The following is a 21,567-nucleotide window of genomic DNA, read 5'->3' on the forward strand; positions in this document are numbered from 1 at the left end:
GCCCTTCCTGTCTTGGATTTTTTGCGGCTTCTGCGCAGCTTCTGCGGCTTCTGCGTTCGGCGGTCCGCTTTCACTCCATCCGGCGATCGCGGTTACCTCGCCACCACCCGCACCATCTCCAGGCACTTGTTCGAGTAACCCCACTCGTTGTCGTACCAGGACACCAGCTTGACGAAGGTGCCGTCCAGCGCGATGCCGGCGTCGGCGTCGAAGATCGACGTACGCGGGTCGCTGCGGAAGTCGGTCGCCACCACCTTGTCCTCGGTGTAACCCAGCACGCCCTTCAGGCCGCCTTCGGACACGGGCCGTTCGCTCATCGCCTTCATCTCGGCGCAGATCTGCTCGTAGCTGGCCTCCTTGACCAGTTCCACCGTGAGGTCGACCACCGACACGTCGCTGGTCGGAACGCGGAAGCTCATGCCGGTCAGCTTCTTGTTCAGCTCGGGGATGACCTTGCCCACGGCCTTCGCGGCGCCGGTGCTGGAGGGAATGATGTTCTCCAGGATGCCGCGGCCACCGCGCCAGTCCTTGTTGCTCGGGCCGTCCACGGTCTTTTGCGTCGCCGTCGCGGCGTGCACGGTGGTCATCAGGCCGCGCTTGATGCCCCACTTGTCGTTCAGCACCTTGGCGACGGGAGCCAGGCAGTTGGTGGTGCAGGAGGCGTTGGAGATGATCGCCTCGCCGTTGTACTTCGCGTGGTTCACGCCGTACACGAACATCGGCGTGTCGTCCTTGCTGGGCGCGGACAGGACGACCTTCTTCGCGCCGGCCGCCAGGTGCTTCTCCGCCGTGGCCTTGTCCAGGAACAGGCCGGTGGATTCGATCACGATGTCGGCGCCGACCTCGTTCCACTTCAGGTTGGCCGGGTCGCGCTCCTGCGTGAGGCGGATCTTCTTGCCGTTCACGAGCAAGGTATTGCCGTCGACCGCGACCTCGCCCTTGAAGCGGCCGTGCACCGAGTCGTACTGGAGCATGTAGGCGAGGTAGTCCGGCTCCAGCAGGTCGTTGATCCCGACGACTTCGATGTCGCTGAAATTCTGCACGGCCGAGCGCAGCACGTTGCGGCCGATGCGGCCGAAGCCGTTGATGCCGATCCTGATGGTCATGGGGTCACTCCTGAAGTTGAAAAAGCAAACCTGACGGCTGGCGCGACGGGCCAGCGCTCGAACGAAGAGAGCCTATCGCGAAACCGGTCCGGACAGCACGGCCCGCACGGTGTCGGCCACATTCTCGGGGGTGAATCCGAAGTGCTTGAACAGCACGTTGGCCGGGGCCGACTCGCCATAGCTGTCAATGCCCACCACGGCAGCGCAACCGTACTTCCACCAGAAGTCGGTGACGCCCATTTCGACCGCGATGCGCGGCACGCCCGCGGGCAGCACCTGCGTCTTGTAGATCGCGCCCTGGCGGTCGAAGGCGGTGGTGCTGGGCATGGACACGACGCGCACGGCGATGCCCTGGGCGGCCAGCTGCTCCTGTGCCTTCAGCGCCAGCTGCACTTCGGAGCCGGTGGCGATGATCACGGCGTGCAGCGGCGCGTCCAGCCCCACCTCGGCGGGTTCGGCCAGCACGTAGGCGCCTTTGCTGATGTCCTCGAGGCCCGCCTTCGGCGCATACGGCAGGTTCTGGCGCGACAGCAGCAGCGCCGTCGGCCGGTTCGCGTTCTGCAGCGCGACGGCCCACGCGACGGCGGTCTCCGCCGTGTCGCAGGGACGCCAGACGTCCAGGTTGGGAATCAGGCGCAGGCTCGCGGCGTGTTCGATCGACTGGTGGGTCGGGCCGTCTTCGCCGAGCCCGATCGAGTCGTGCGTGAAGACGTGGATGATCCGCCTCTTCATCAGCGCGGCCATGCGGATCGCGTTGCGGCTGTAGTCGCTGAACGTCAGGAAGGTGCCGCCGTAGGGAATGTAGCCGCCGTGCAGCGCGACGCCGTTCATGATCGCCGCCATGCCGAACTCGCGCACGCCGTAATTGATGTGGCGGCCGATCCGGCGCGCACTGTCGCCCTGGGCCTCCTCGGCCAGCTTGACGTTGCCGGCCAGGTCGAACCGCAGCGGCGGCGTGCTCTTCGTATTGGTGAGGTTGGAGCCGGTGAGGTCGGCCGAGCCGCCCAGCATTTCCGGCAGCGCCGCGGTGAATGCTTCCAGCGCGATCTGCGACGCCTTGCGCGAGGCGATGGTCTCGGCCTTGGCGTGCGCGGCCACGGCCGCATCGACGGCGACCTGCGCGAAGTTGCGCGGCAGTTCGCCCTTCATGCGGCGCATGAATTCGGCGGCCAGCTCCGGATGCGCGGTGCGGTAGGCGGCGAACCGTTCCTGCCACTCGGCCTGCCCGGCGGCGCCCTTCTCGCGCGCGTTCCAGTCGGCGTACACCTCCCTGGGCACCGTGAAGGGCTCGTGCGGCCAGCCCAGCGCCTCGCGCGTGAGCTTCACTTCCTCCAGGCCCAGCGCCTCGCCGTGCGCCTTGGCGGTGTTCGCCCGGTTGGGGCTGCCCTTGCCGATCTGCGTCCTGGCCACGATCAGCGTGGGCTTCTCGGCGCTGCGCCGCGCCTGGGCCAGGGCCTTGTCCACGGCGTCCACGTCGTGGCCGTCGATGGGACCGACCACGTTCCAGCCGTAGGCCTTGAAGCGGGCCGGCGTGTCGTCGATGAACCAGGGCTTGACCTCGCCGTCGATCGAGATGCCGTTGTCGTCGTACACGGCGATCAGCTTGTTCAGCTTCCAGGCGCCGGCCAGCGCGCAGCTCTCGTGGCTGACACCTTCCATCAGGCAGCCGTCGCCCATGAAGACGTAGGTGAAGTGGTCGACCACCTGGTGGCCGTCGCGGTTGAACTCGGTCGCCAGCAGCTTCTCGGCCAGCGCCATGCCGACGGCGTTGCTGATGCCCTGCCCGAGCGGACCGGTGGTGGTCTCGACGCCGGGCGTGACGCCCACCTCGGGATGGCCCGCGGTCTTGCTGTGGAGCTGGCGGAAGTTCTTCAGCTCCTGCAGCGGCAGGTCGTAGCCGGTGAGGTGCAGCAGCGCGTAGATCAGCATCGATCCATGGCCGTTCGACAGCACGAAGCGGTCGCGGTCCGGCCACGCCGGATCGGCCGGGTTGTGACGCAGATGGCGGCCCCACAACGCGACGGCGATGTCCGCCATGCCCATCGGGGCGCCGGGGTGGCCCGAGTTGGCTTGTTGCACGGCGTCCATGGCGAGCGCGCGGATCGCGTTCGCCATCTGTGTTTCGTTGGCCATTCGGTGGCTGCTCCGGGATTGGGGGAAACCCCAGATTTTAGCGGCCGGGCGTTGCCCGGCCGTAGCGGCGCGGCACCGGCGGCCGCGCCGCCGGCCGCCGGTCTTCGTCTACAGTCTGGTGATGCCGGGTCTCCACCTCACCGCCGACCTCTACCGGTGCCGCTGCGACGCGGCCTGGCTGGCCGACGCCGACCGGCTCGGCGAGTGGTGCGCGGAAACCGTCCGCGCGATGGGCCTGCAGCCGGCGGACCGCCTGTTCCGCGCGGCGCCCGGTGGCGTCACCGGCGCGGTGCTGCTGGCGCACGCGCACGTGGCCGTGCACACCTGGCCCGCAGCGCGCAACGCGGCGCTCGACGTGTACCTGGGCGAGGCGGCCAACGGCCAGCCGGCGCAGGCACGGGCGCTGATGGCGGAGCTGGTGGAGCGCTTCCAGCCCGAATGGACCGAACAACGCTCGCTCGACCGGGGCGAAGACCAGACGTGAAAAAAGCAATTCGATGACCGGTGCTCCAGCGATGATCCTGGCCGCCGGCCGCGGCGAACGCATGCGGCCGCTGACCGACACCTGCCCCAAGCCCTTGCTGGCCGTGCGCGGCAAGCCCCTCCTCCAATACCACCTCGAGGCCCTGGTCCGCGGCGGCTGCGCGGACGTGGTCGTCAACACCGCGTGGCTGGGTGAGCGGATCGAGCAGCGCTTCGGCGCCGGCGGCGGCGAATGGCCGCGCATCCGCTATTCCAGCGAGGGCCGCGATTTCGGCTTCGCGCTGGAGACGGCCGGCGGCATCGCCCGCGCCCTTCCGCTGCTGGACGACGTGTTCTGGCTCGCCGGCGGCGATGTGTTCGTGCCCGAGTTCGAGTTCAAGCGGGAGGCGCTCGAACGGTTCGCCGCGTCCGGCCGGCTCGCGCACCTGTTCCTCGTGCCCAATCCGCCGCACAACCCGAAAGGCGATTTCGGCCTGTTGGCCGACGGCCTGGCCGTGCGCGAGGCGGACCAGCGCTACACGTACTCGACGATCGGGCTGTACCGCCGCGAGTTTTTCGCCAGCCTGCCGGCCGGCAATCCCGAGGGCCTGAAAGTCCCCATGCTGCCGCTGCTGCTGGCAGCGATCCACAATGCGCAGCTCACCGCGGAGCTCTATACCGGTCCCTGGACCGACGTCGGGACCCCGCAGCGGCTGGACCAACTCAACGCATCATGAACAACGACAAGTCGATCCATGCGCAGCGCCGCGCCCGCGTGGCCGCGCAACTGGGCGCCGGCGGCATCGCCATCGTTCCCACCGCGCCGGAGCGCGCGCGCAACCGCGACAGCAGCTTTCCGTTCCGCCACGACAGCTACTTCTATTACCTCACGGGCTTCACGGAGCCGAACGCGTGGCTGGTGATCACCGGCGAGGGCGCCAGCACCTTGTTCTGCGCTCCCAAGGACCTGGAGCGCGAGATCTGGGACGGCTACCGGCTCGGCCCCGAGGCGGCACCGGCGGCGCTCGGCGTCGACGCTGCGCACAGCGTCGACGAGCTGAACGCGCTGCTGCCGAAGCTGCTGGAGAACCGCGCGTCGGTGTGGTATCCGTTCGCGATCCACGACGGGCTCGAGGTGCGGATCGCCGGCTGGCTGAACCAGGTGCGCGCGCGGGTGCGCTACGGGGCGCTGTGCCCCGAGCGGCAGCACGACCTGTGCGCGGTGCTCGACGAGATGCGCCTGGTGAAGGACGCGCAGGAGCAGGACACCATGCGCCGGGCCGCGCGGATCAGCGCCGCGGCGCACGTGCGGGCCATGAAGCTGTCGGCACGCCTGTTGCGCGAAGGCCGGGACGTGCGCGAGTACCACCTGGAGGCCGAACTGCTGCACGAGTTCCGCCAGGGCGGCTCGCAGTTCCCGGCCTACACCTCGATCGTGGCGGCCGGCGCCAACGCCTGCGTGCTGCACTACCGGGCGGACACCGCGCCGGTGCGCAGCGGCGAGCTGGTGCTGATCGATGCCGGCTGCGAACTGGACGGCTATGCCAGCGACATCACGCGGACCTTTCCGGCCGACGGCCGGTTCACCGGACCGCAGCGCGCGCTCTACGACCTGGTGCTCGCGTCGCAGGAGGCCGCCGTGGCTGCGACCAGGCCCGGAGCGCGCTTCACCGATCCGCACGACGCCAGCGTGAAGGTGCTGTCGCAGGGGATGCTCGACCTCGGCCTGCTGGACCGGGACAAGGTCGGCAGCGTCGACGACGTGATCGAGAAGCGCGCCTATTTCCAGTTCTACATGCACCGCACGGGCCACTGGCTCGGGATGGACGTGCACGACTGCGGCAGCTACGTCGAGCCATCCCAGGTCGGCGAGGTGAGCGAGCGCAAGGATCCGCTGTCGGGCGAGATCATCAAGAACCGGCCCAGCCGGATCCTGCGGCCCGGAATGGTGCTGACGATCGAGCCTGGCCTGTACGTGCGGCCGGCCGAAGGCGTGCCGGCGCAGTTCCACGACATCGGCATCCGCATCGAGGACGACGCGATCGTCACCGACGCCGGCTGCGAGCTGATCACGCGCGGCGTGCCGGTGCGCGCCGACGAGATCGAGGCCCTGATGCGGGAGTGAGCCGCGGCGTCAGCCGCCGTGCGGGCGATCGGAGCCGCCGCGCGCGACCATGGCGTCTCGGGCCACGCGGCGACTGGCGTCGGCTGCCGCGCCGCCGGCGCTGCTCGGCGCGGACGGCGGCGGGCCGTCGGCCAGCAGCCGCTGGTATTCGCTGGCCACCCGCCGCTCGCACCCGCATGCCACCGCCCGCAGCGCCGCGCCGTCTTGCGCGGCGAACACGCCGGGCCGGCGCCAGGATGCCGCGCCGCACTGGCACAGCCGGTCCACCGCCGCGCCGAGTTCCTGCGCAGGCACGCCGAGCAGTTGCGCCGCGCTGTCCTGGGGCAGCACCACCTCCTGACCGCCCAGGCGATCCAGGCTCATCAGGAGCAGCGTGCCAAGTTGCTGGTCCAGCGAGTGCAGCCCGCGGCAGGCATTCAGGACCACCTTCTGCGCGGCCAGCGCGCGGTTGTAGCGCATCAGCAGCCGCATGAACGTCCCGCCGCGCGCCCACTCCTCCAGCAGCTGCTCGCGTCCCAGCGCGAGCCCATAGCCGGCGGATTGCACGGCCACGCGGATCACCGAAGGATCGCTCATGAACTTCGGCAGGCCGACCACGCCTTCGCTACCCACCATCGCGGACACCCGCTCGCCGCCGGCGGTCCCCTGGATCAGGGAGACGACGCCGGCCACCGGAAAGTAGGCGCGGGCGAAGTTGCCGCTCGGCTGCCCCAGTTGCTGGCCGGCGGGGAGGTCCACCAGGGCCAGGTGCGGCAGCAGCCGCGCCTGCACGTCCTCCGGCAAGGCCGCCAGCACGCCGTTCTGGGGCAGCAGCTTGGCCAGCGCACGTTCGCGCAGGGCGCCGGGAAGCGGGACGAATGGCATGGTGGCACTCTAATGAGCCTGTCGTATTTCGCACCAACCGCGTAACGGCGCGTTCCAGCCGCCGGGCAGCATGTACCGCGGCGGCGCGGCGCGGTCGTACCGGCCCGCGGCGTGTGCGCTGACAGGGCCCGGTCGCGGTTGCGGTTTTATTCCGGCCTCAGGCACGGCACCCGTAAGCGAAAGCGCATGAGCGCAAACGATCGCAACACACGTAAGACACACAATTCAATGCGGTTGGTGACGCGGGCTTACACCGATGCGTCGGCGGCCGCGAGGGCCGTCGACGCAGGAGCCGGCCGCACCGAGGTCTACAATGGCAGCCCCGCCGATCCGGCGCCCTCCCTGCGGCGCCCCCGAGCGCGGCGTCCAGGAGAAGTCGACCCATGCCTCCCCCCACCGCGGCCCATGCCGACGAGAAGCGCAACGAACTGCGCCAGGCAGCCCTGCGCTACCACGAATTCCCGACCCCCGGCAAGATCGCCATCTCCGCCACCAAGCAGCTGTTGAACCAGCGTGACCTGGCGCTGGCGTATTCGCCCGGGGTCGCCGCGCCCTGCGAAGAGATCGTCAAAGATCCGGCCGCCGCCTTCCGCTACACCAGCCGCGGCAACCTCGTCGCCGTGATCACGAACGGGACGGCCGTCCTGGGCCTGGGCGACATCGGCCCGCTGGCCGCCAAGCCGGTCATGGAGGGCAAGGGCGTCCTGTTCAAGAAATTCGCCGGGATCGACGTCTTCGACATCGAGATCAACGAAAAGACCGACCTCGACCGGCTGGTCGACGTGATCGCGGCCCTGGAGCCCACCTTCGGCGGCGTGAACCTGGAGGACATCAAGGCCCCGGACTGCTTCTACGTCGAGCGCAAGCTGCGCGAGCGGATGAAGATCCCAGTCTTCCACGACGACCAGCACGGAACGGCCATCACCGTCGGCGCCGCGATCCTCAACGGCCTGAAGGTCGCAGGCAAGGACATTGCCAAGGTCAAGCTGGTGACCTCGGGCGCCGGCGCCGCGGCGCTGGCCTGCCTGAACCTGCTGCTCAAGCTGGGACTGCCGCGCGAGAACATCTTCGCGACCGACCTGGCCGGCGTGGTGTACGAAGGCCGCCAGGAACTGATGGACGAGGACAAGATCCAGTTCGCGCAGAAGACCTCGGCCCGCACGCTGACCGAAGTGATCGAGGGCGCCGACATCTTCCTCGGCTTGTCCGCGGCCGGCGTCCTCAAGCCCGACATGGTGCGCCGGATGGCCGCCAGGCCGCTGATCCTGGCGCTGGCCAATCCGAATCCGGAGATCACGCCCGAGGAAGTGCAGGCGGTACGGGCGGACGCGATCATGGCGACCGGCCGCACCGACTATCCGAACCAGGTCAACAACGTCCTGTGCTTTCCCTACATCTTCCGCGGGGCGCTGGACTCGGGCGCGACGACGATCACCGACGAGATGGAGATCGCGGCGGTTTACGCCATCGCCGAGCTGGCGCAGGCGGAGCAGAGCGAAGTGGTGGCGGCCGCGTATGCGGGCCAGCAACTGGCGTTCGGCCCGGATTACCTGATTCCCAAGCCATTCGATCCGCGGCTGATGATCAAGATCGCCCCGGCGGTGGCCCAGGCCGCCGCCGACAGCGGCGTTGCCTCGCGGCCGGTGAAGGACATGGACGCCTACCGGGAGAAGCTGCAGAGCTTCGTCTACGCGTCCGGCACGACCATGAAGCCCATCTTCGCCGCTGCCAAGATGGCGGCGAAGAACCGGGTGGCCTTCTGCGAAGGCGAGGAAGAGCGGGTGCTGCGGGCCGCCCAGATCGTCGCCGACGAAGGCGTGGTGCGGCCCACCCTGATCGGCCGGCCGAAGATCATCGCCCAGCGCATCGAGAAGTTCGGCCTGCGCCTGAAGGAAGAACTGGACTACGACGTCGTGAACGTCGAGCAGGACCACCGCTATCGCGACTTCTGGCAGACCTACCACCGCATGACCGAGCGCAAGGGCGTGACCGTGCAGATCGCCAAGATCGAGATGCGCCGGCGGCTGACGCTGATCGGAGCCATGCTGCTGCACAAGGAGGAGGTCGACGGCATGATCTGCGGCACCTGGGGCACCGCCCCGATGCACCTGCAGTACGTCGACCAGGTCATCGGCAAGCGCCCCGGCGTCAACACGTACGCCTGCATGAATGGCCTGCTGCTGCCCAACCGCCAGGTGTTCCTGGTGGACACCCACGTCAATTACGACCCGACGGCCGAGCAGCTGGCGGAAATCACGGTGATGGCGGCCGAGGAAATGATGCGCTTCGGGCTCAAGCCCAAGGCCGCGCTGCTGTCGCACTCCAACTTCGGCAGCAGCAACCAGCCGAGCGCCGTCAAGATGCGCCAGACCCTCGACCTGCTGCGCCAGCGGGCGCCCTGGCTGGAAGTGGACGGTGAGATGCACGGCGACGCCGCGCTCGACGAGCACACCCGCCAGCAGATCATGCCGCACAGTTCGCTGGCCGGGGACGCGAACCTGCTGGTGCTGCCGAACATCGATGCCGCCAATATCTCGTACAACCTGCTCAAGACGGCGGCCGGCGGCAACATCGCCATCGGCCCGGTCCTGCTGGGGGCGGCCAAGCCGGTGCATATCCTCACCGCCAGCGCGACTGTGCGCCGGATCGTCAACATGGCGGCCCTCACGGTCGCCGACGCCAACGCGATGCGCTGAGCCTGTCGCCGACAGCCGGCGCTCACTTTTTTGGACCGCGCCAAAGCCGAAAGCCCATGGCGCCTGCCCAAAAAATGAGCATTGAGCTTGCGTTTTCGCAACGGATACGTCACACTACCGCCTTGATTTTTCCGGGTTAACCCGGAGTGGCGTCCCGAGAAAGGCGCCCCGAGAAGGCCCCGTCATGGCGCGCATCGCCGCTGTCAAGTTTGCGCTTACTAGCCTCGCGCTGACAGCAGCGATGGCCGCCTCCCTGGTGCAAGCCAGGGGCTGGACGGACCGTCCCGCCGACAGCAGGTCGGCCGCCGTTCAGGTGGCCGAGCTGCCGCCGCAGGCTCGGGAGACCTACGGACTGATCCGCCGCGGCGGACCCTTCCCGTACGAAAAGGACGGCTCGGTGTTCGGCAACAGGGAGCGGCTGCTGCCTGCGGCCAGGCGCGGCTACTACCGCGAATACACCGTCGCCACGCCAGGATCTCGCGACCGGGGCGCCCGGCGCATCGTGTGCGGCGGTCCGGTCCGGGTGCCTCACGCGTGCTACTACACCGCTGACCACTACGCCAGTTTTCGACAGATTGTGGAGTGACCCCGATGAAGCGGGACTTTTTTGTGACTATGGAAAGAGACACGGAGATGGACGCACCACTTCGTAAGGAACTCAGCGAGACGCCGCTGAAGGGCGTGCGCAGCAACATCGTGCAGTCGATCCGTGCCTTCAGGGTGCAGGACCTGCAGGATTCGGCGCGCTCGATGGGGCACCATTTCCTCTACGCGAACCTGGCGGCCGGCCAGAGCAAGCAGGAAGTGCTGGAGCTCATCGCCCAGCAGTTCATGCTGCCGGCGCATTTCGGCAAGAACTTCGACGCGCTCTACGACTGCATGACCGATCCGGTCCACAAGTCCGGCCCGCAGCCGGGCTTCATCGTCGTGCTCGAACAGATTCCGGCCAACGCGAAGTTCGACAAGGAAGCGCGCGAGCAGCTGCTCGACATCTTCCGCGACACCGCCGACTACTGGGCGGACCGCAAGATACCGTTCAGGTGTTTCTATTCTTTTCTGTAGCCCGTTCTGCACAAACCAGCCAAGCAGAACGGGCGAACGAGGCTCAAGGCACCGAAGTGGCTCCCAGCGCTCCGGCCGTCACCGACAACGGCGAGAAGATGCCCACCGACAAGCTGGTGGACGTTTCGCCCCTGGCGCTGCGCATGAGCAGCCCATTCAACGCGGGATACTGGCTCTCGGCGGCGTAAGCCCGGAGCAGCCGGCGGAACCCGCCGGCCGTTCCGTCAAGGAAGCGCCAAAGGCCCCGATTTCGACTGATGAGAGCCCCTCCTGCTTCGGCGGCGAGGGGCTCTGCTATTTGCACCTGTCGGTCACTGCGTCGTACGCGATCCTGAAGATCGACAGAAGCGAGCCGTGCTCATTCGAGGCGAGGCAGCCAGCCTTCGCCGCCCGGGTGACGGACTGCGCCAGCCTGCCCTGTTCGGACAGCCGCGCATCGCCCATGTAAGTGCCGGCTCTGTCTGCCTGTTGACGCAACGAACTCCTTCCTGACCGAGCGTCCACGTCCCGAAGCTGAAGGTTCAGCGTCGCCGGTCCGCGCGGTGCCTCCGGGACGGGCACCGGCGGGTCGCCCGGATGCGGTGCTGGCGGGACCGCCGGGAATGGCTCGGTGGTTCGCGCTGGTGCTGAGTGTCGCAACCCGGCCTTGGCTGGCGGTATTGGCTGTCCCGCCCGGCGCTTTTCGCGGTAGATCGGCGCTGACGCCTTGGGAGAGAGCGCCGGCAGCCAGACCATGACCTTGCCCGGCGGTCCGTCGATGCGGCGAACGTGCGTGCCCTGCAGAGCGGACAGCAACGCCGCGGTCATCGCGACGGCGAGTGCCGCGACCCCGATCTGCGGGCGGCGCGACAAACTCCAGTTGGTGTGTGAGCTCACGTGGCGCGGCGGCCGCCGCCGGAAGCGCACCAGCCGCTGACTGGGGCGGAATTGTCGGCTGAAAGCCCGGCCTCGGCAACTCTTGAACGGAAAGCCGGCGGCGCCGCTTTTCCGTGGAGGCGGAGGCTACGCCCGCTCGGTTCCAGTCAGCGCCTGTGCCAGCGCGACGTACTCCGCCACCGGCACTTCCTCCGCCCGGCGCTGCAGGTCGAAGGCGCCGGCGAACTGCCGCTGCTCCAGCCACTTGCCCAGGCTGTGCCGCAACAGCTTGCGGCGCTGGCTGAAGGCCGCCTGGACCAGTTCCGAAAGCAGCTTCTCGTCGACGGCGGCCGGCTGCGCCAGCGGCACCATCCGCACCACGGCGCTGTCCACCTTGGGCGGCGGATCGAAGGCCTGCGGCGGCACGAACAGCACGTCCTCCATCTCGTAGCGCCACTGCAGCATGACGGTCAGCCGGCCGTAGTCGCTCGTCGCCGGCCGCGCGACCATGCGGGCGATGACTTCCTTCTGCAGCATGAAGTGCTGGTCCTGCACGCTGTCGACGTACTGCAGCAGGTGAAAGAGGATCGGCGTGGAGATGTTGTAGGGCAGGTTGCCGGCCACGCGCAGCTTCGTCGTGCCGAGCGAGGCCGCCAGCGCAGCGAAATCGACCTGGAGCACGTCCGCTTCCGTCACGCTCAGCTGCGGGTGCTTGCGCAGCCGCGCGGCCAGGTCCCGGTCGAGTTCGATGACGGCCAGCCGGCCCAGCCGCTCCACCAGCGGCTGCGTCAGCGCGGCCAGGCCCGGGCCGATCTCCACCATGGCCTGGCCCGGGCGCGGATCGATCGCCCGGACGATCGCGTCGATGATCGCCGGGTCGGTCAGGAAATGCTGGCCGAAGCGCTTGCGTGCTACATGCTGCACGGGGTCGGATCTCGATGGAGGCGGCGATCTGGCCGGAGCACGTTGCGGCGCTCGAATCGGGCTTGGGCGCCGCGGGACATGGTCACGTCGGCGGCTCGCGCAGTTCCACGTAGGCGCGCCCGCGGACATCCTGCGCCCACTTGGCGTAGGCCTCGTCCAGCTTCTTCTCGCGCAGCATGGCGCGCGCCAGTTCGCGCCGCTCGCGCGCGCTGAGCGCCGCCTCGCGCCGCTCCAGCAGCTGGATCAGGTGGACGCCGAAACGCGAGACGACCGGGTCGGCGATCTCGCCGGGCTTGAGGCCGTCGATGGCCTCCTCGAATTCGGGCACGAACAGCCCGGGGCTGGCCCAGCCGAGGTCGCCGCCGTTGGATGCGCTGGCATCCTGGGAATGTTCGCGGGCCAGCTGGGCGAAGTCGGCCTGGCCGGCCTGGATCCGGCGCTTGTAGTCGGCCAGCCGCTGGCGTGCCGCCGCTTCGCCCAGTTGCGGGCCGGTGCGCAACAGGATGTGGCGCGCGTGGCTCTGCACGACCTGCGCCCCCGGCAGGTCGGCACGGCGCTTTTCCAGCACCTTGACGACGTGGAAGCCGGCCCCCGAGCGGATCACGTTGCTGACCCCGCCCTCGGGCAGCGCCTGCACCGCGTCCACGAACAGCGGCGGGTAGCGATCCGCCGTGCGAACGCCCACCACGCCGCCGGTCTGGGCCGCGCCCGGCGCGTCCGACAGCTCGCGGGCGAGCTTGATGAAGTCCTCGCCCGCGCGCGCGCGCTCCTGCACGCGCTGGGCCCGGGCGCGCAGCTGGGCGACCTGCGCCTCGCCGGCGCTCTCGGGCACCGCAACCAGGATGTGCGCCAGGTTCAGCTCCAGCGACGCGGGGTCATTGCTGTTCTCGCGTTCGCGCAGGTACTGGTCGACCTCGAGATCGGTCACCTTGGTCGCGGCGAACTCGCGCTCGCGCAGCCGCGTGAGCAGCAGCTGGTTGCGCAGCTCCTCCCGGAAACTGGCGAGCGGGATGCCGTCGGCCTGCAGCCGCCGTCGCAGTTCCGCCACGTCGATCTGGTTCTGGCGCGCGATGTTCTGCTCGGCCTGGTCGATGGCGGACTCGTCGACCCGGATGCCGTTGTCGGCGGCGAGCTGCAGCTGGGCCTTCTCGCTGATCAGCCGCTCCAGCACCTGGCGCGCGAACTCCGCCCGCGGCGGCACCGCCTGTCCCTGCTGGGCCAGCTGCGCCTCGAAGCGCGCCATGCGCTGGCGCACCTCGTGGTTGGTGATCGGCTCGGAGTTCACCACGGCCACGATGTAGTCCGCCGTGCGGGGCGCCGCGTCGGGCGCGCGGACGGCGGGGCGCCCGCCCGAGGGCGGCACGCGCAGGCCCTGCGCGCTGGCCGGCAGGGTCAGGGCAAGGGCCTGGGCGGCGCAGGCCAGCCACAGGACATGGAGGCGTTGGTTCATCTGGTCAATCGTAATTGCTGAATCGGCTGGGCGCGCTGACCTGCTCGCGCAGGAACTGGTAGCGCGGGATATTCTCCCTGAGGCGCTGGAGCGCGTTCGTGCCGAGCCTGGTGAAGCCCACGAACTCGAGCTGGAACAGGATGCGCTTGTTCGAGGTATTGGTGCTGCTTTGCAGGCGCTCGAACACGATCCGTCCCAGCCAGCAGCCGGCGTCGTATTCCAGGCCCACGATGGTGTCCACCAGCCGACGGTCCTTCAGGCTCAGGTTCAGGCGGCCGACGCTGTACCAGCGGCCCTCGCCCTCGCCGCGGCCCGGGCCGAGGTCGAGCCCCTTGTCGCCCCACAGGTCGTTGAGCGGCCATTGCCAGCCGATGTCAAGCTGCTCGCTGAGGCCGCGCTGCAGCCGGTAGGCGGCGCTCACCACCCGGTAGTTGCCCGGGCTGTAGCGACCGCCGATGGTGGAGCGGATCGAGCGGCCGGTCTTGGGGTTGTACTGCACGGTGGAGTCCACGCTCCAGCGCGGGGTCCAGTTGATCGTGGCGCCGAAAAGGATGTCCGACAGCCGTTCGCTGACCGGCGCGCCGCCCGGCAGCGTCACCCGCTGGTCCTCGAAGCGCAGCCGCTGCGCCACGCCGAAGCGGGCCGCCTCGGCACCGGTGTCCGGATCGAGCAGCCGGGTGCTGGCGCCCAGCGTCAGCAGGTGGGTCTCGGAGATGCGGTCGTGGCCGCCGAACTCGTTCTCGGTGTAGATGCTGGCGAAATTGAAGTCGTTCAGCGCCGAGTCGTAGTTCGGCAGGTGGTTCTGCTCGCGGAACGGCGTGTAGACGTAGAACGCCCGCGGCTCCAGCGTCTGGCGAAAGCTGCGGCCGAAGAAGCTCGCGTCGCGTTCGAATAGCAGGCCGGAATCCAGGCTCGCGGTCGGCACCACCCGGCTCGCCGATTCCTGCCCGGTCGCCAGCGGCGCGTCGAACTGGTAGTTGGTCGCGTGCAACTGCAGCCTCGGCGTGACGAACCAGCCCGGCGCCTGCCATGGCCGGCTGACCTGCGCCAAGGTGTAGCTGCGGTGGGCGTTCGGCTGCCGCGTCAGCCGGCGGTCGGCCTCGAAGCGCGTGTAGTCCGCCTCGACCGAGGCTTCCAGCCCGCCGGCCAGGTTGCCGCGCAGGTAGCGCGCCGCCACCTGCGGCATGCGGTCGTACGGCGGCAGGATGGGGGCATCGACGTCCTGCAGCACCTGCCACTTCAGCGCGCGCGCCAGCACCGAGAGGTCGCCGCGCGACCACGACAGCGCCCCTTCGTTGGTGAGCAGCCGCTGGGTCAGCGAGGCCGTGGTCCGCGAGAAATCGCGCCAGTAGTTGTCGTCGCTGACCCGGTTCAGGTTGAGGTTCAGGCCGATGCCGCCGACCGGCGAGCCGGCGAACAGCGCGCCGTCGTGCTGCGCCGAGAAGCCCCAGCGGTCGCGGTCGCGCAGGCGGTCGCCGGGCATGAGGTTGGCGCGGACCTGGCCGGCGTAGCTGCGCTCCAGGTAGCGGAACTCCCCGCCCAGGTCGACACCGCGCTTGGTCATCAGCGTCGGATACAGCGTCGCATCGCGATTGGGCGCGATGTTCCAGTAGTAAGGCACCGTGAGCTCGAGGCCGTTCAGGCTGTCCAGGCCGATGGTCGGCGGCAGCACCCCCGACTTGCGCTTGTCGGTCAGGGGAAAGCTCAGCGCCGGGATCGGCAGGATCGGCACACCCATGAAGCTGAGCAGCGCGCCGCTGGCCTGGCCGGTCTCCTCCTCGTTGTCGATGCGGATGCTGGCGGCCCGCAGGATCCAGTCCGGCATCCACCCCGGGCCCGGCCGGCGCTGGCAGGTCGTGTACGTCGCGTTGCGGATGATCGCCCGCTTCTCGTCGATGAAGTCGACCCGGTCCGCCTCGCCGTAGGCGTCGTTGCGCAGGAACCGGTAGTTCGGCTGGCTGAAGAAGCCCTCGAACGACTCCACCTTCAGCTCCAGCAGCGGACCCTCGAAGACGTTGCCGGCGCGATTGAGGTGCACGTTGCCGCGCGCCCGCGCCAGGTCGTCGGGCTGCCAGTACTCGAGGCGGTCGGCCCGGATGAGCGTATCGCCGCGACGCAGCTGCGCGCCGCCTTCGATGACGGTCTCCAGGTCCGGCCGGCCCTGGATGTGCTCGCCTTCGACGAACACCGGCAGCTCGCGCGCGACGTCGCCGGGGATGTCGTCGCGCAGCATCGGGCTCGGCCGCAACTGCAGCGGCGACTGTTCCTGCGCCAGCACGGCGTGGCCCTGGAGCAAGGCGCACGCGACCAGCGCGACGGGCGTGAGGGCAAAGCGGGGGCGGAACGCCCGGCGGGTCGAGTCGTGCATCAAGGGCGATGGAGATTCCCGCCGCGGCGCGGCGCCGCGCCGGCAGGACTGCATTTGTAGAATGGATTATCCATGAGCGTTCCCGCCAATTCACCTCCCGAGGCGCCAGTCCAGGTCACGTGGGCCGACCCGCGGCGCGAAGCGGCGTTTGGCCGCTGGCTCGAAGCCCTGGCCGGCGAGCACGGCCTGCGGCCCGAGACGCTGCGGCCGGCGTCCGCCGATGCCAGTTTTCGCCGCTACCTGCGGGTGGATGCCCACGGCGGCACCCGCATCATCATGGACGCGCCACCGGACAAGGAGGACTGCCGCCCGTTCGTGAAAGTGGCGCGGCTCATGGCCGACGCCGGCCTCAACGTGCCGCGCGTGCTGGCCTGGGACGAGCCGCTGGGCTTCATGCTCATGGACGACCTCGGCGCGCACACCATGATCGAGGTGGTCGGCACCGAGCCGACGCAGGAAACGCAGCGGCTGTACCTGCGTGCCGTCGACGCGCTCGTCGCCTGGCAAGCCGCCTCCCGTCCCGGCGTGCTGCCGCCTTATGACGAGGCCCTGCTGGCGCGCGAGCTGGCGCTGTTCCCCGACTGGTACCTGGAGCGGCACCGCGGCGTGGCCGTGCAAGGCGAGCTGCGCTCGAAGCTCGATGGCCTGTTCAAGCTCATCATCGAGCGCAACCTGGCGTCGCCGGCGGTGTACGTGCACCGCGACTTCATGCCGCGCAACCTGATGATGCCGGCCGACCCGGCCGAACCGCGGCTGGGCGTGCTCGACTTCCAGGACGCCGTGGAAGGCCCGATCACCTACGACATCGCCAGCCTGATGCGCGACGCCTTCCTCAGCTGGGACGAGGAATTCGTCCTCGACATCACGGTGCGCTACTGGCAGGCCGCGCAGAAGGCGGGGCTGCCGGTCGACGCCGACTTCGGCGAGTTCTACCGCGGGGTCGAATGGATGGGGCTGCAGCGGCACCTCAAGGTGGCGGGCATCTTCGCGCGGCTGACGCTGCGCGACGGCAAGCCGAAGTACCTCGCCGACGCGCCCCGCTTCATCGGCTACATCCGCGCCACGGCGAGCCGCTACCGCGAGCTCGCGCCGCTGCTGCGGCTGGTGGACGAAGTCGAGGGCACCACGCCCGCCACGGCGTATGCCTTCGGCCGCCTCTGACGCGGCCCGCGCGCCGCGCATCCACTGCCCGCAGGCGCTGGCCCCCGGCACCGCGCTGGACCTGCCGCCCGGCGCGGCCCGACACGTCCAGGTGCTGCGCCTGCAGCCGGGCGCGCCGGTCATCCTGTTCGACGGGCGCGGCGGCGAGTGGCGCGCGGTGGTCCAGCACATGGGCCGCAGCGACGTGCAGGTGCGGCTGGAATCGCACGATCCCATCGAGCGCGAGGCGCGCCGCGCGGTGCACCTGGCGGTCGGCATGCCGGCCAACGAACGCATGGACTGGCTGGTCGAGAAGGCCACCGAGCTCGGTGCGGCCAGCATCCAGCCGCTGCTGGCGCAACGCAGCGTGGTGCGCCTGGCGGGCGAGCGCGCGGCGCGCCGGCAGGCGCATTGGCAGGGCGTGGCGGTCGCGGCGTGCGAGCAGTGCGGCCGCAACCGGGTGCCGGTCGTGCACGAGCCACAGGAGTTCGGGTCGTGGTTGCGGGCACTGGGGGACGCTCCCGCGACGGGCGGCGAACGCTGGGTGCTGTCGCTCGATGCCGGCGCGGGGTGCGCAGCGCCGGGGCAGGATGGCAGCGAACCGCTGACGCTCCTGTCCGGTCCCGAGGGCGGACTGGCCCCGGCCGAGGAAGCCGCCGCGCGCGCCTCGGGGTTCCGCCCGCTCTCGCTTGGCGCACGGGTGCTGCGGGCCGAGACGGCGCCGCTGGTGGCGCTGGCACGGTGGGCGCAGTGACCCTCGGGCAGCTCAGCCGGAAAGGCGCAACAATCAGGGCTCGGCCATCGCCGCCGCGGTGCGCAGCACCGGCCGGCCCTCCCAGGACATGACATGAACCGCAATCTCGGCCTGCTGACGCTCTGCCAGGGCCTCTTCATGACCAACAACGTCACCTTCATCGCCATCAACGGGCTGGTGGGGCTGGCGCTGGCACCGCTGGGCTGGATGGCGACGGTCCCGGTGATGGCCTACGTCGTCGGCGGTGCACTCTCCACCGGCATCGTGACGAAGACGCAGCAGCGGTTCGGGCGCAAGGCCTCGTTCCAGGCCGGGCTCGCGGTCGCCCTGCTCTCGGCGCTGCTGTGCGCCTATGCCGCCTTCAGCCGCAACTTCTGGCTCCTGTGCTTCGCGACGCTGGTGGCGGGTTATTACAACGCCAACGCCAACCTCTATCGCTTCGCGGCCGCCGAACTGGCCGGCCGCTCCGCGCCGGAAAAGGCGGTGTCGTGGGTGATGGCCGGCGGCCTGCTCGGCGCCGTGGTGGGGCCCAACCTGGCGGCGCGCACCCGCACCCTGTTCGAGGTGCCGTTCGCCGGCGCCTACATCGCGCTCGCCGTGGTGGCGCTGCTGTCGATGGCCGCGTTGTCGTTCATCCGGTTCCCCCCGCCGCTCGAGAAGAAGTCCGCCCACGGCGGACGGCCGCTGGCCGAGGTCATGAAGCAGCCGGTCTTCATCGTCGCGGCGCTGGCCGGCGCGCTCAGCTACGGCGTGATGAACCTGCTGATGGCCGCCACGCCGATCGCGATGCAGCAATGCGCGCTGCCGTTCTCGGACGCCGCGCTGGTGTTGCAGTGGCACGTGATCGGCATGTTCGCGCCCGGGTTCTTCACCGGCAACCTGATCAAGCGCTTCGGCGCGCTGCCGGTGATGGGCGTCGGCGTTGCGCTGAATCTCGCGTGCATCGCCATCGCGCTGTCGGGCGTCGACCTGCACCAGTTCCTGATCGCGCTGTTCCTGCTGGGCGTCGGCTGGAACTTCCTGTTCACCGGCGCGACCACCTTGTCGCTGTCGGCCTACCGGCCCGAGGAACGCGATGCGGCGCAAGGCGCGCTGAACTTCTTCGTGTTCGCGACGCTGGCCCTCAGCTCGTTCTCGTCCGGCGTGCTGGTGACGACGCAGGGCTGGCAGCTGCTCAATTACGGCTCGCTGGTGCCGGTGGCGCTGACGGCCGGCGCGCTGGCGTGGCTGGCCCTCAAGCGCCGAAGCGCTGGTCCAGCCACTGCCTGAGGCGCTCGAAGACGGGCTCGCTGCCGAGCTCGTTGAAGATCTCGTGGAACAGCGGCTCGAAGCAGTCGGCGGTGACGACGCCCGGCGGCGCGGCCGCCGCGAAGTCGCGGCTGCCTTGCGGATCGACCAGCCGGTCGGCGCCGGCGTACAGCAGCAGCGTCGGCACTTTCCATTCGCCTGCGTGCCGCACGACGCGCGGCCCTTCCTCGGCGATGAACGCGGCCAGGCGGCCCGAAATCCGGTCGTGGACCAGCGGATCCTCGCGGTAGGCGGTCACGACCTGGGGGTCGTGCGAGAGGAATTCCGGGTCGACCCCGTTGCCCACCGCCAGGTTCGGCGCGACGCGCGGCAGCGTGGCCACCAGCAATTTCTGGAAGCCGCCCAGGCCGGCCGCGAAGGCCGGCGAGGACAGCACCAGGGCGTCCACCCCGGCGCCGTTGCGGGCGACCAGGCTCGCCGCCACCAGGCCGCCGAGGCTGTGGCCCAGCAGGATCAGCGGCGCCCCCGCGCCGAAACGCTGCCGGGTGCTCTCGAGCACGTCCGCCAGGTCCTCGACCAGCCGCGCCACCGACGGCAGGCTGCCGCGGGCGCCGCTCGATTCGCCATGGCCGTACTGGTCGTAGCCGCGTACCGCGTAACCCCATGCGTTGAGCCGGCTGGCCAGGGCCTCGTAGCGGCCGGCATGCTCGCCGAGCCCGTGCACGAGCACGACCACGCCGCACTGGGTGGCGCCGTACGGCAGCGGCCAGTCGCGCAGCGCGATGTTCTCGCCGTCGCTGGCCGTGAAAGGCGACAGGATGGCCTCGGCGGCCCGCATCAAGCCGGCTCCGCGGCTCACGGCGCGCGGGCGATCACCTGCGCCACCGCCGCCGTCAGCTTCTTGGCATACGGCACGTGCAGGAACTCGTTGGGGCCGTGCGCGTTGCTCTTGGGCCCCAGCACCCCGCACACCATCATCTGGGCCTGCGGGAAGCCTTCGCTCAACATGTTCATCAGCGGGATGGTGCCGCCCTGGCCGATGTAGCCGCACGGCGCGCCGAACTGCGCCTGCGACGCGTCGTTCAGCGCCTGCTCGAACCAGGGCGCCGTCGCCGGCGCGTTCCAGCCCGTCGCCGCGCTGCCGGCCTCGAACGTGACCTTGGCCTGGTAGGGCGCGTTGTCCTCCAGCAGGGTCTTGAGCTCCTGCACGGCGCGCGCCGCGTCCACCAGCGGCGGCAGGCGCAGCGACAGCTTGAACGCCGTGTACGGCCGCAGCACGTTGCCGGCGTCCTGCAGCGCCGGGAAGCCCTCGGCGCCGGTCACCGACAGCGCGGGCGTCCAGGTGCGGTTGACGAGGGCCTGCAGCGGATCGGTGGTGGTCGGCAGCGCGAACGCCGTCGAGCCACCGCAGTCCCAGTGCGCCCAGGGGAAGCGCCTGTACACCTCCTCGCCGAGGATCGCGGCGGTGGCCCGGGCCTGCGCCAGCCGATCGGCGGGCACTTCGCAGTGGAAGCTCGCCGGCAGCAGCCGGCCGGTCGCGCTGTCCTCCAGCCGGTCGAGCACCTGCCGCATGATGCGGAAGCTCGAGGGCACCAGCCCGGAGGCGTCGCCGGAGTGCACGCCTTCGGTGAGCACCTCCACTTTCAGCGTGCCGCCGGCGAGGCCGCGCAGCGAGGTGGTGAGCCACAGCTGGTCGTAGTTGCCGGCACCCGAGTCCAGGCAGATCACGAGGCCCACGTCGCCCAGCCGCGGCCGCAAGGCGTCGACGTACGGCAGCAAATCGTACGAGCCCGACTCCTCGCAGGTCTCGATCAGCCCCACGACTCTCGGGTGCGGAACGCCCTGTGCCTTGAGCGCCTGCACCGCGGCGATGCTGGCGTACACCGCATAGCCGTCGTCGGCGCCGCCGCGGCCATAGAGCTTGCCGTCTTCGTACTTCGGCGTCCACGGGCCGAGGTCGGAACGCCAGCCCGTGAACTCGGGCTGCTTGTCCAGGTGTCCGTACATCAGCACGGTCTGCTTCGATTCGCTGCGCGAAGCCGCGATCTCGAAGAACAGGACCGGCGTGCGGCCCGGCAGGCGGACGATCTCCAGCGAAAGCCCCTCGACCTTCTGCGCCTCGACCCAGGCGGCTGCATTGCGCACCACGGTCTCGATGTGGCCGTGCTGCGCCCAGGCGGGGTCGAAACCGGGCGACTTGGCCGGAATGGCGATGTAGTCGGTCAGCTGGCGCACGATGTCGCCGTCCCACCTGGCCGTCGCATGGGCCAGCGCGGCGGCGGGGTCGAGCAGCCCGCTCGGGATTTCACGGTGCAAGGGAGCGTTCATGACGTCTGGCTCGGTGGAAAAAACCGCCACTGTACGCCTGCCGCGGCGAGCC

The 21,567-nt window shown here is 69.8% G+C and carries 19 protein-coding genes; 10 read left to right on the forward strand and 9 right to left on the reverse strand.

Features of this window, described 5'->3' with window-relative positions; genetic code table 11:
* Positions 1–92 precede the first annotated feature (92 nt).
* On the reverse strand, positions 93–1,106 hold the full coding sequence (gene gap, locus RAMLITH_RS12750) for a type I glyceraldehyde-3-phosphate dehydrogenase (protein ID WP_168107806.1): 1,014 nt from the start codon (positions 1,104–1,106) through the stop codon (positions 93–95).
* Positions 1,107–1,178: 72 nt separating this feature from the next.
* Positions 1,179–3,239 carry a transketolase gene (tkt, locus tag RAMLITH_RS12755; RefSeq protein WP_168107807.1) on the reverse strand — a complete coding sequence of 687 codons (2,061 nt, stop codon included), beginning with the start codon at positions 3,237–3,239 and terminating at the stop codon, positions 1,179–1,181.
* A 121-nt stretch (positions 3,240–3,360) separates the two neighbouring features.
* Here tkt and RAMLITH_RS12760 point away from each other — a divergent pair, with 121 nt between their 5' ends.
* Genes RAMLITH_RS12760 through RAMLITH_RS12770 form a run of 3 tightly spaced genes read left to right on the forward strand, consistent with a single transcriptional unit; the run spans position 3,361 to position 5,826 of the window.
* The gene (locus RAMLITH_RS12760) at positions 3,361–3,723 is read left to right on the forward strand and encodes an S-adenosylmethionine decarboxylase family protein (protein ID WP_168107808.1); all 363 of its coding nucleotides are present in this window, start codon (positions 3,361–3,363) and stop codon (positions 3,721–3,723) included.
* 13 nt (positions 3,724–3,736) lie between these two features.
* Positions 3,737–4,438, forward strand: a complete 702-nt coding sequence (locus RAMLITH_RS12765; protein WP_238344179.1) for a nucleotidyltransferase family protein — start codon at positions 3,737–3,739, stop codon at positions 4,436–4,438.
* On the forward strand, positions 4,435–5,826 hold the full coding sequence (locus RAMLITH_RS12770; RefSeq protein ID WP_168107809.1) for an aminopeptidase P N-terminal domain-containing protein: 1,392 nt from the start codon (positions 4,435–4,437) through the stop codon (positions 5,824–5,826). The genes RAMLITH_RS12765 and RAMLITH_RS12770 overlap by 4 nt, the downstream gene beginning before the upstream one ends.
* 9 nt (positions 5,827–5,835) lie before the next feature.
* Here RAMLITH_RS12770 and RAMLITH_RS12775 read toward each other — a convergent pair whose 3' ends face one another.
* A complete protein-coding gene (locus RAMLITH_RS12775) occupies positions 5,836–6,690 on the reverse strand; it encodes a Crp/Fnr family transcriptional regulator (RefSeq protein ID WP_168107810.1) in 855 nt (284 codons plus the stop codon).
* Between the two features lie 383 nt (positions 6,691–7,073).
* Here RAMLITH_RS12775 and RAMLITH_RS12780 point away from each other — a divergent pair, with 383 nt between their 5' ends.
* The 4 genes from RAMLITH_RS12780 (at position 7,074) to RAMLITH_RS26070 (ending at position 10,636) form a co-directional block, all read left to right on the forward strand.
* The gene (locus RAMLITH_RS12780; RefSeq protein WP_168107811.1) at positions 7,074–9,386 is read left to right on the forward strand and encodes an NADP-dependent malic enzyme; all 2,313 of its coding nucleotides are present in this window, start codon (positions 7,074–7,076) and stop codon (positions 9,384–9,386) included.
* 184 nt (positions 9,387–9,570) lie between these two features.
* Positions 9,571–9,972: a guanyl-specific ribonuclease gene (locus RAMLITH_RS12785; RefSeq protein ID WP_168107812.1), complete on the forward strand. Its 402-nt coding sequence runs from the start codon at positions 9,571–9,573 to the stop codon at positions 9,970–9,972.
* Positions 9,973–10,019: 47 nt separating this feature from the next.
* Positions 10,020–10,448 carry a barstar family protein gene (locus tag RAMLITH_RS12790; protein WP_168107813.1) on the forward strand — a complete coding sequence of 143 codons (429 nt, stop codon included), beginning with the start codon at positions 10,020–10,022 and terminating at the stop codon, positions 10,446–10,448.
* Positions 10,449–10,504: 56 nt separating this feature from the next.
* Positions 10,505–10,636: a hypothetical protein gene (locus tag RAMLITH_RS26070; RefSeq protein ID WP_272954184.1), complete on the forward strand. Its 132-nt coding sequence runs from the start codon at positions 10,505–10,507 to the stop codon at positions 10,634–10,636.
* 106 nt (positions 10,637–10,742) lie between these two features.
* On the opposite strand, the gene RAMLITH_RS12795 is transcribed toward RAMLITH_RS26070, so the two are convergent.
* From RAMLITH_RS12795 to RAMLITH_RS12810, 4 genes are all read right to left on the reverse strand, one after another.
* On the reverse strand, positions 10,743–11,324 hold the full coding sequence (locus RAMLITH_RS12795; protein WP_168107814.1) for a hypothetical protein: 582 nt from the start codon (positions 11,322–11,324) through the stop codon (positions 10,743–10,745).
* Positions 11,325–11,450: 126 nt separating this feature from the next.
* Entirely contained in the window at positions 11,451–12,227 is a 777-nt protein-coding gene (rsmA, locus tag RAMLITH_RS12800; RefSeq protein WP_168107815.1) for a 16S rRNA (adenine(1518)-N(6)/adenine(1519)-N(6))-dimethyltransferase RsmA, read from the reverse strand.
* Positions 12,228–12,309: 82 nt separating this feature from the next.
* The gene (locus RAMLITH_RS12805; protein WP_168107816.1) at positions 12,310–13,677 is read right to left on the reverse strand and encodes a peptidylprolyl isomerase; all 1,368 of its coding nucleotides are present in this window, start codon (positions 13,675–13,677) and stop codon (positions 12,310–12,312) included.
* Positions 13,678–13,681: 4 nt separating this feature from the next.
* On the reverse strand, positions 13,682–16,045 hold the full coding sequence (locus tag RAMLITH_RS12810) for an LPS-assembly protein LptD (RefSeq protein WP_168107817.1): 2,364 nt from the start codon (positions 16,043–16,045) through the stop codon (positions 13,682–13,684).
* 72 nt (positions 16,046–16,117) lie between these two features.
* Between RAMLITH_RS12810 and RAMLITH_RS12815 the strand changes: the two genes are divergently transcribed.
* The 3 genes from RAMLITH_RS12815 (at position 16,118) to RAMLITH_RS12825 (ending at position 19,208) form a co-directional block, all read left to right on the forward strand.
* Entirely contained in the window at positions 16,118–17,206 is a 1,089-nt protein-coding gene (locus RAMLITH_RS12815) for an aminoglycoside phosphotransferase family protein (protein WP_168107818.1), read from the forward strand.
* Positions 17,187–17,939: a 16S rRNA (uracil(1498)-N(3))-methyltransferase gene (locus RAMLITH_RS12820; RefSeq protein WP_168107819.1), complete on the forward strand. Its 753-nt coding sequence runs from the start codon at positions 17,187–17,189 to the stop codon at positions 17,937–17,939. Before RAMLITH_RS12815 ends, RAMLITH_RS12820 begins: the two co-directional genes overlap by 20 nt.
* Positions 17,940–18,032: 93 nt before the next feature.
* On the forward strand, positions 18,033–19,208 hold the full coding sequence (locus RAMLITH_RS12825) for an MFS transporter (RefSeq protein ID WP_168107820.1): 1,176 nt from the start codon (positions 18,033–18,035) through the stop codon (positions 19,206–19,208).
* Here the strand turns inward: RAMLITH_RS12825 and RAMLITH_RS12830 are convergent.
* Positions 19,174–20,025 (reverse strand): alpha/beta hydrolase, encoded by an 852-nt coding sequence (locus tag RAMLITH_RS12830; protein WP_181017775.1) that lies wholly within the window; start codon positions 20,023–20,025, stop codon positions 19,174–19,176. The genes RAMLITH_RS12825 and RAMLITH_RS12830 overlap by 35 nt on opposite strands.
* 17 nt (positions 20,026–20,042) lie before the next feature.
* Entirely contained in the window at positions 20,043–21,515 is a 1,473-nt protein-coding gene (locus RAMLITH_RS12835; protein WP_168107821.1) for a M20 family metallopeptidase, read from the reverse strand.
* Between the last annotated feature and the right edge of the window lie 52 nt (positions 21,516–21,567).

The organism is Ramlibacter lithotrophicus, from assembly GCF_012184415.1.
Taxonomy (GTDB): domain Bacteria; phylum Pseudomonadota; class Gammaproteobacteria; order Burkholderiales; family Burkholderiaceae_C; genus Ramlibacter; species Ramlibacter lithotrophicus.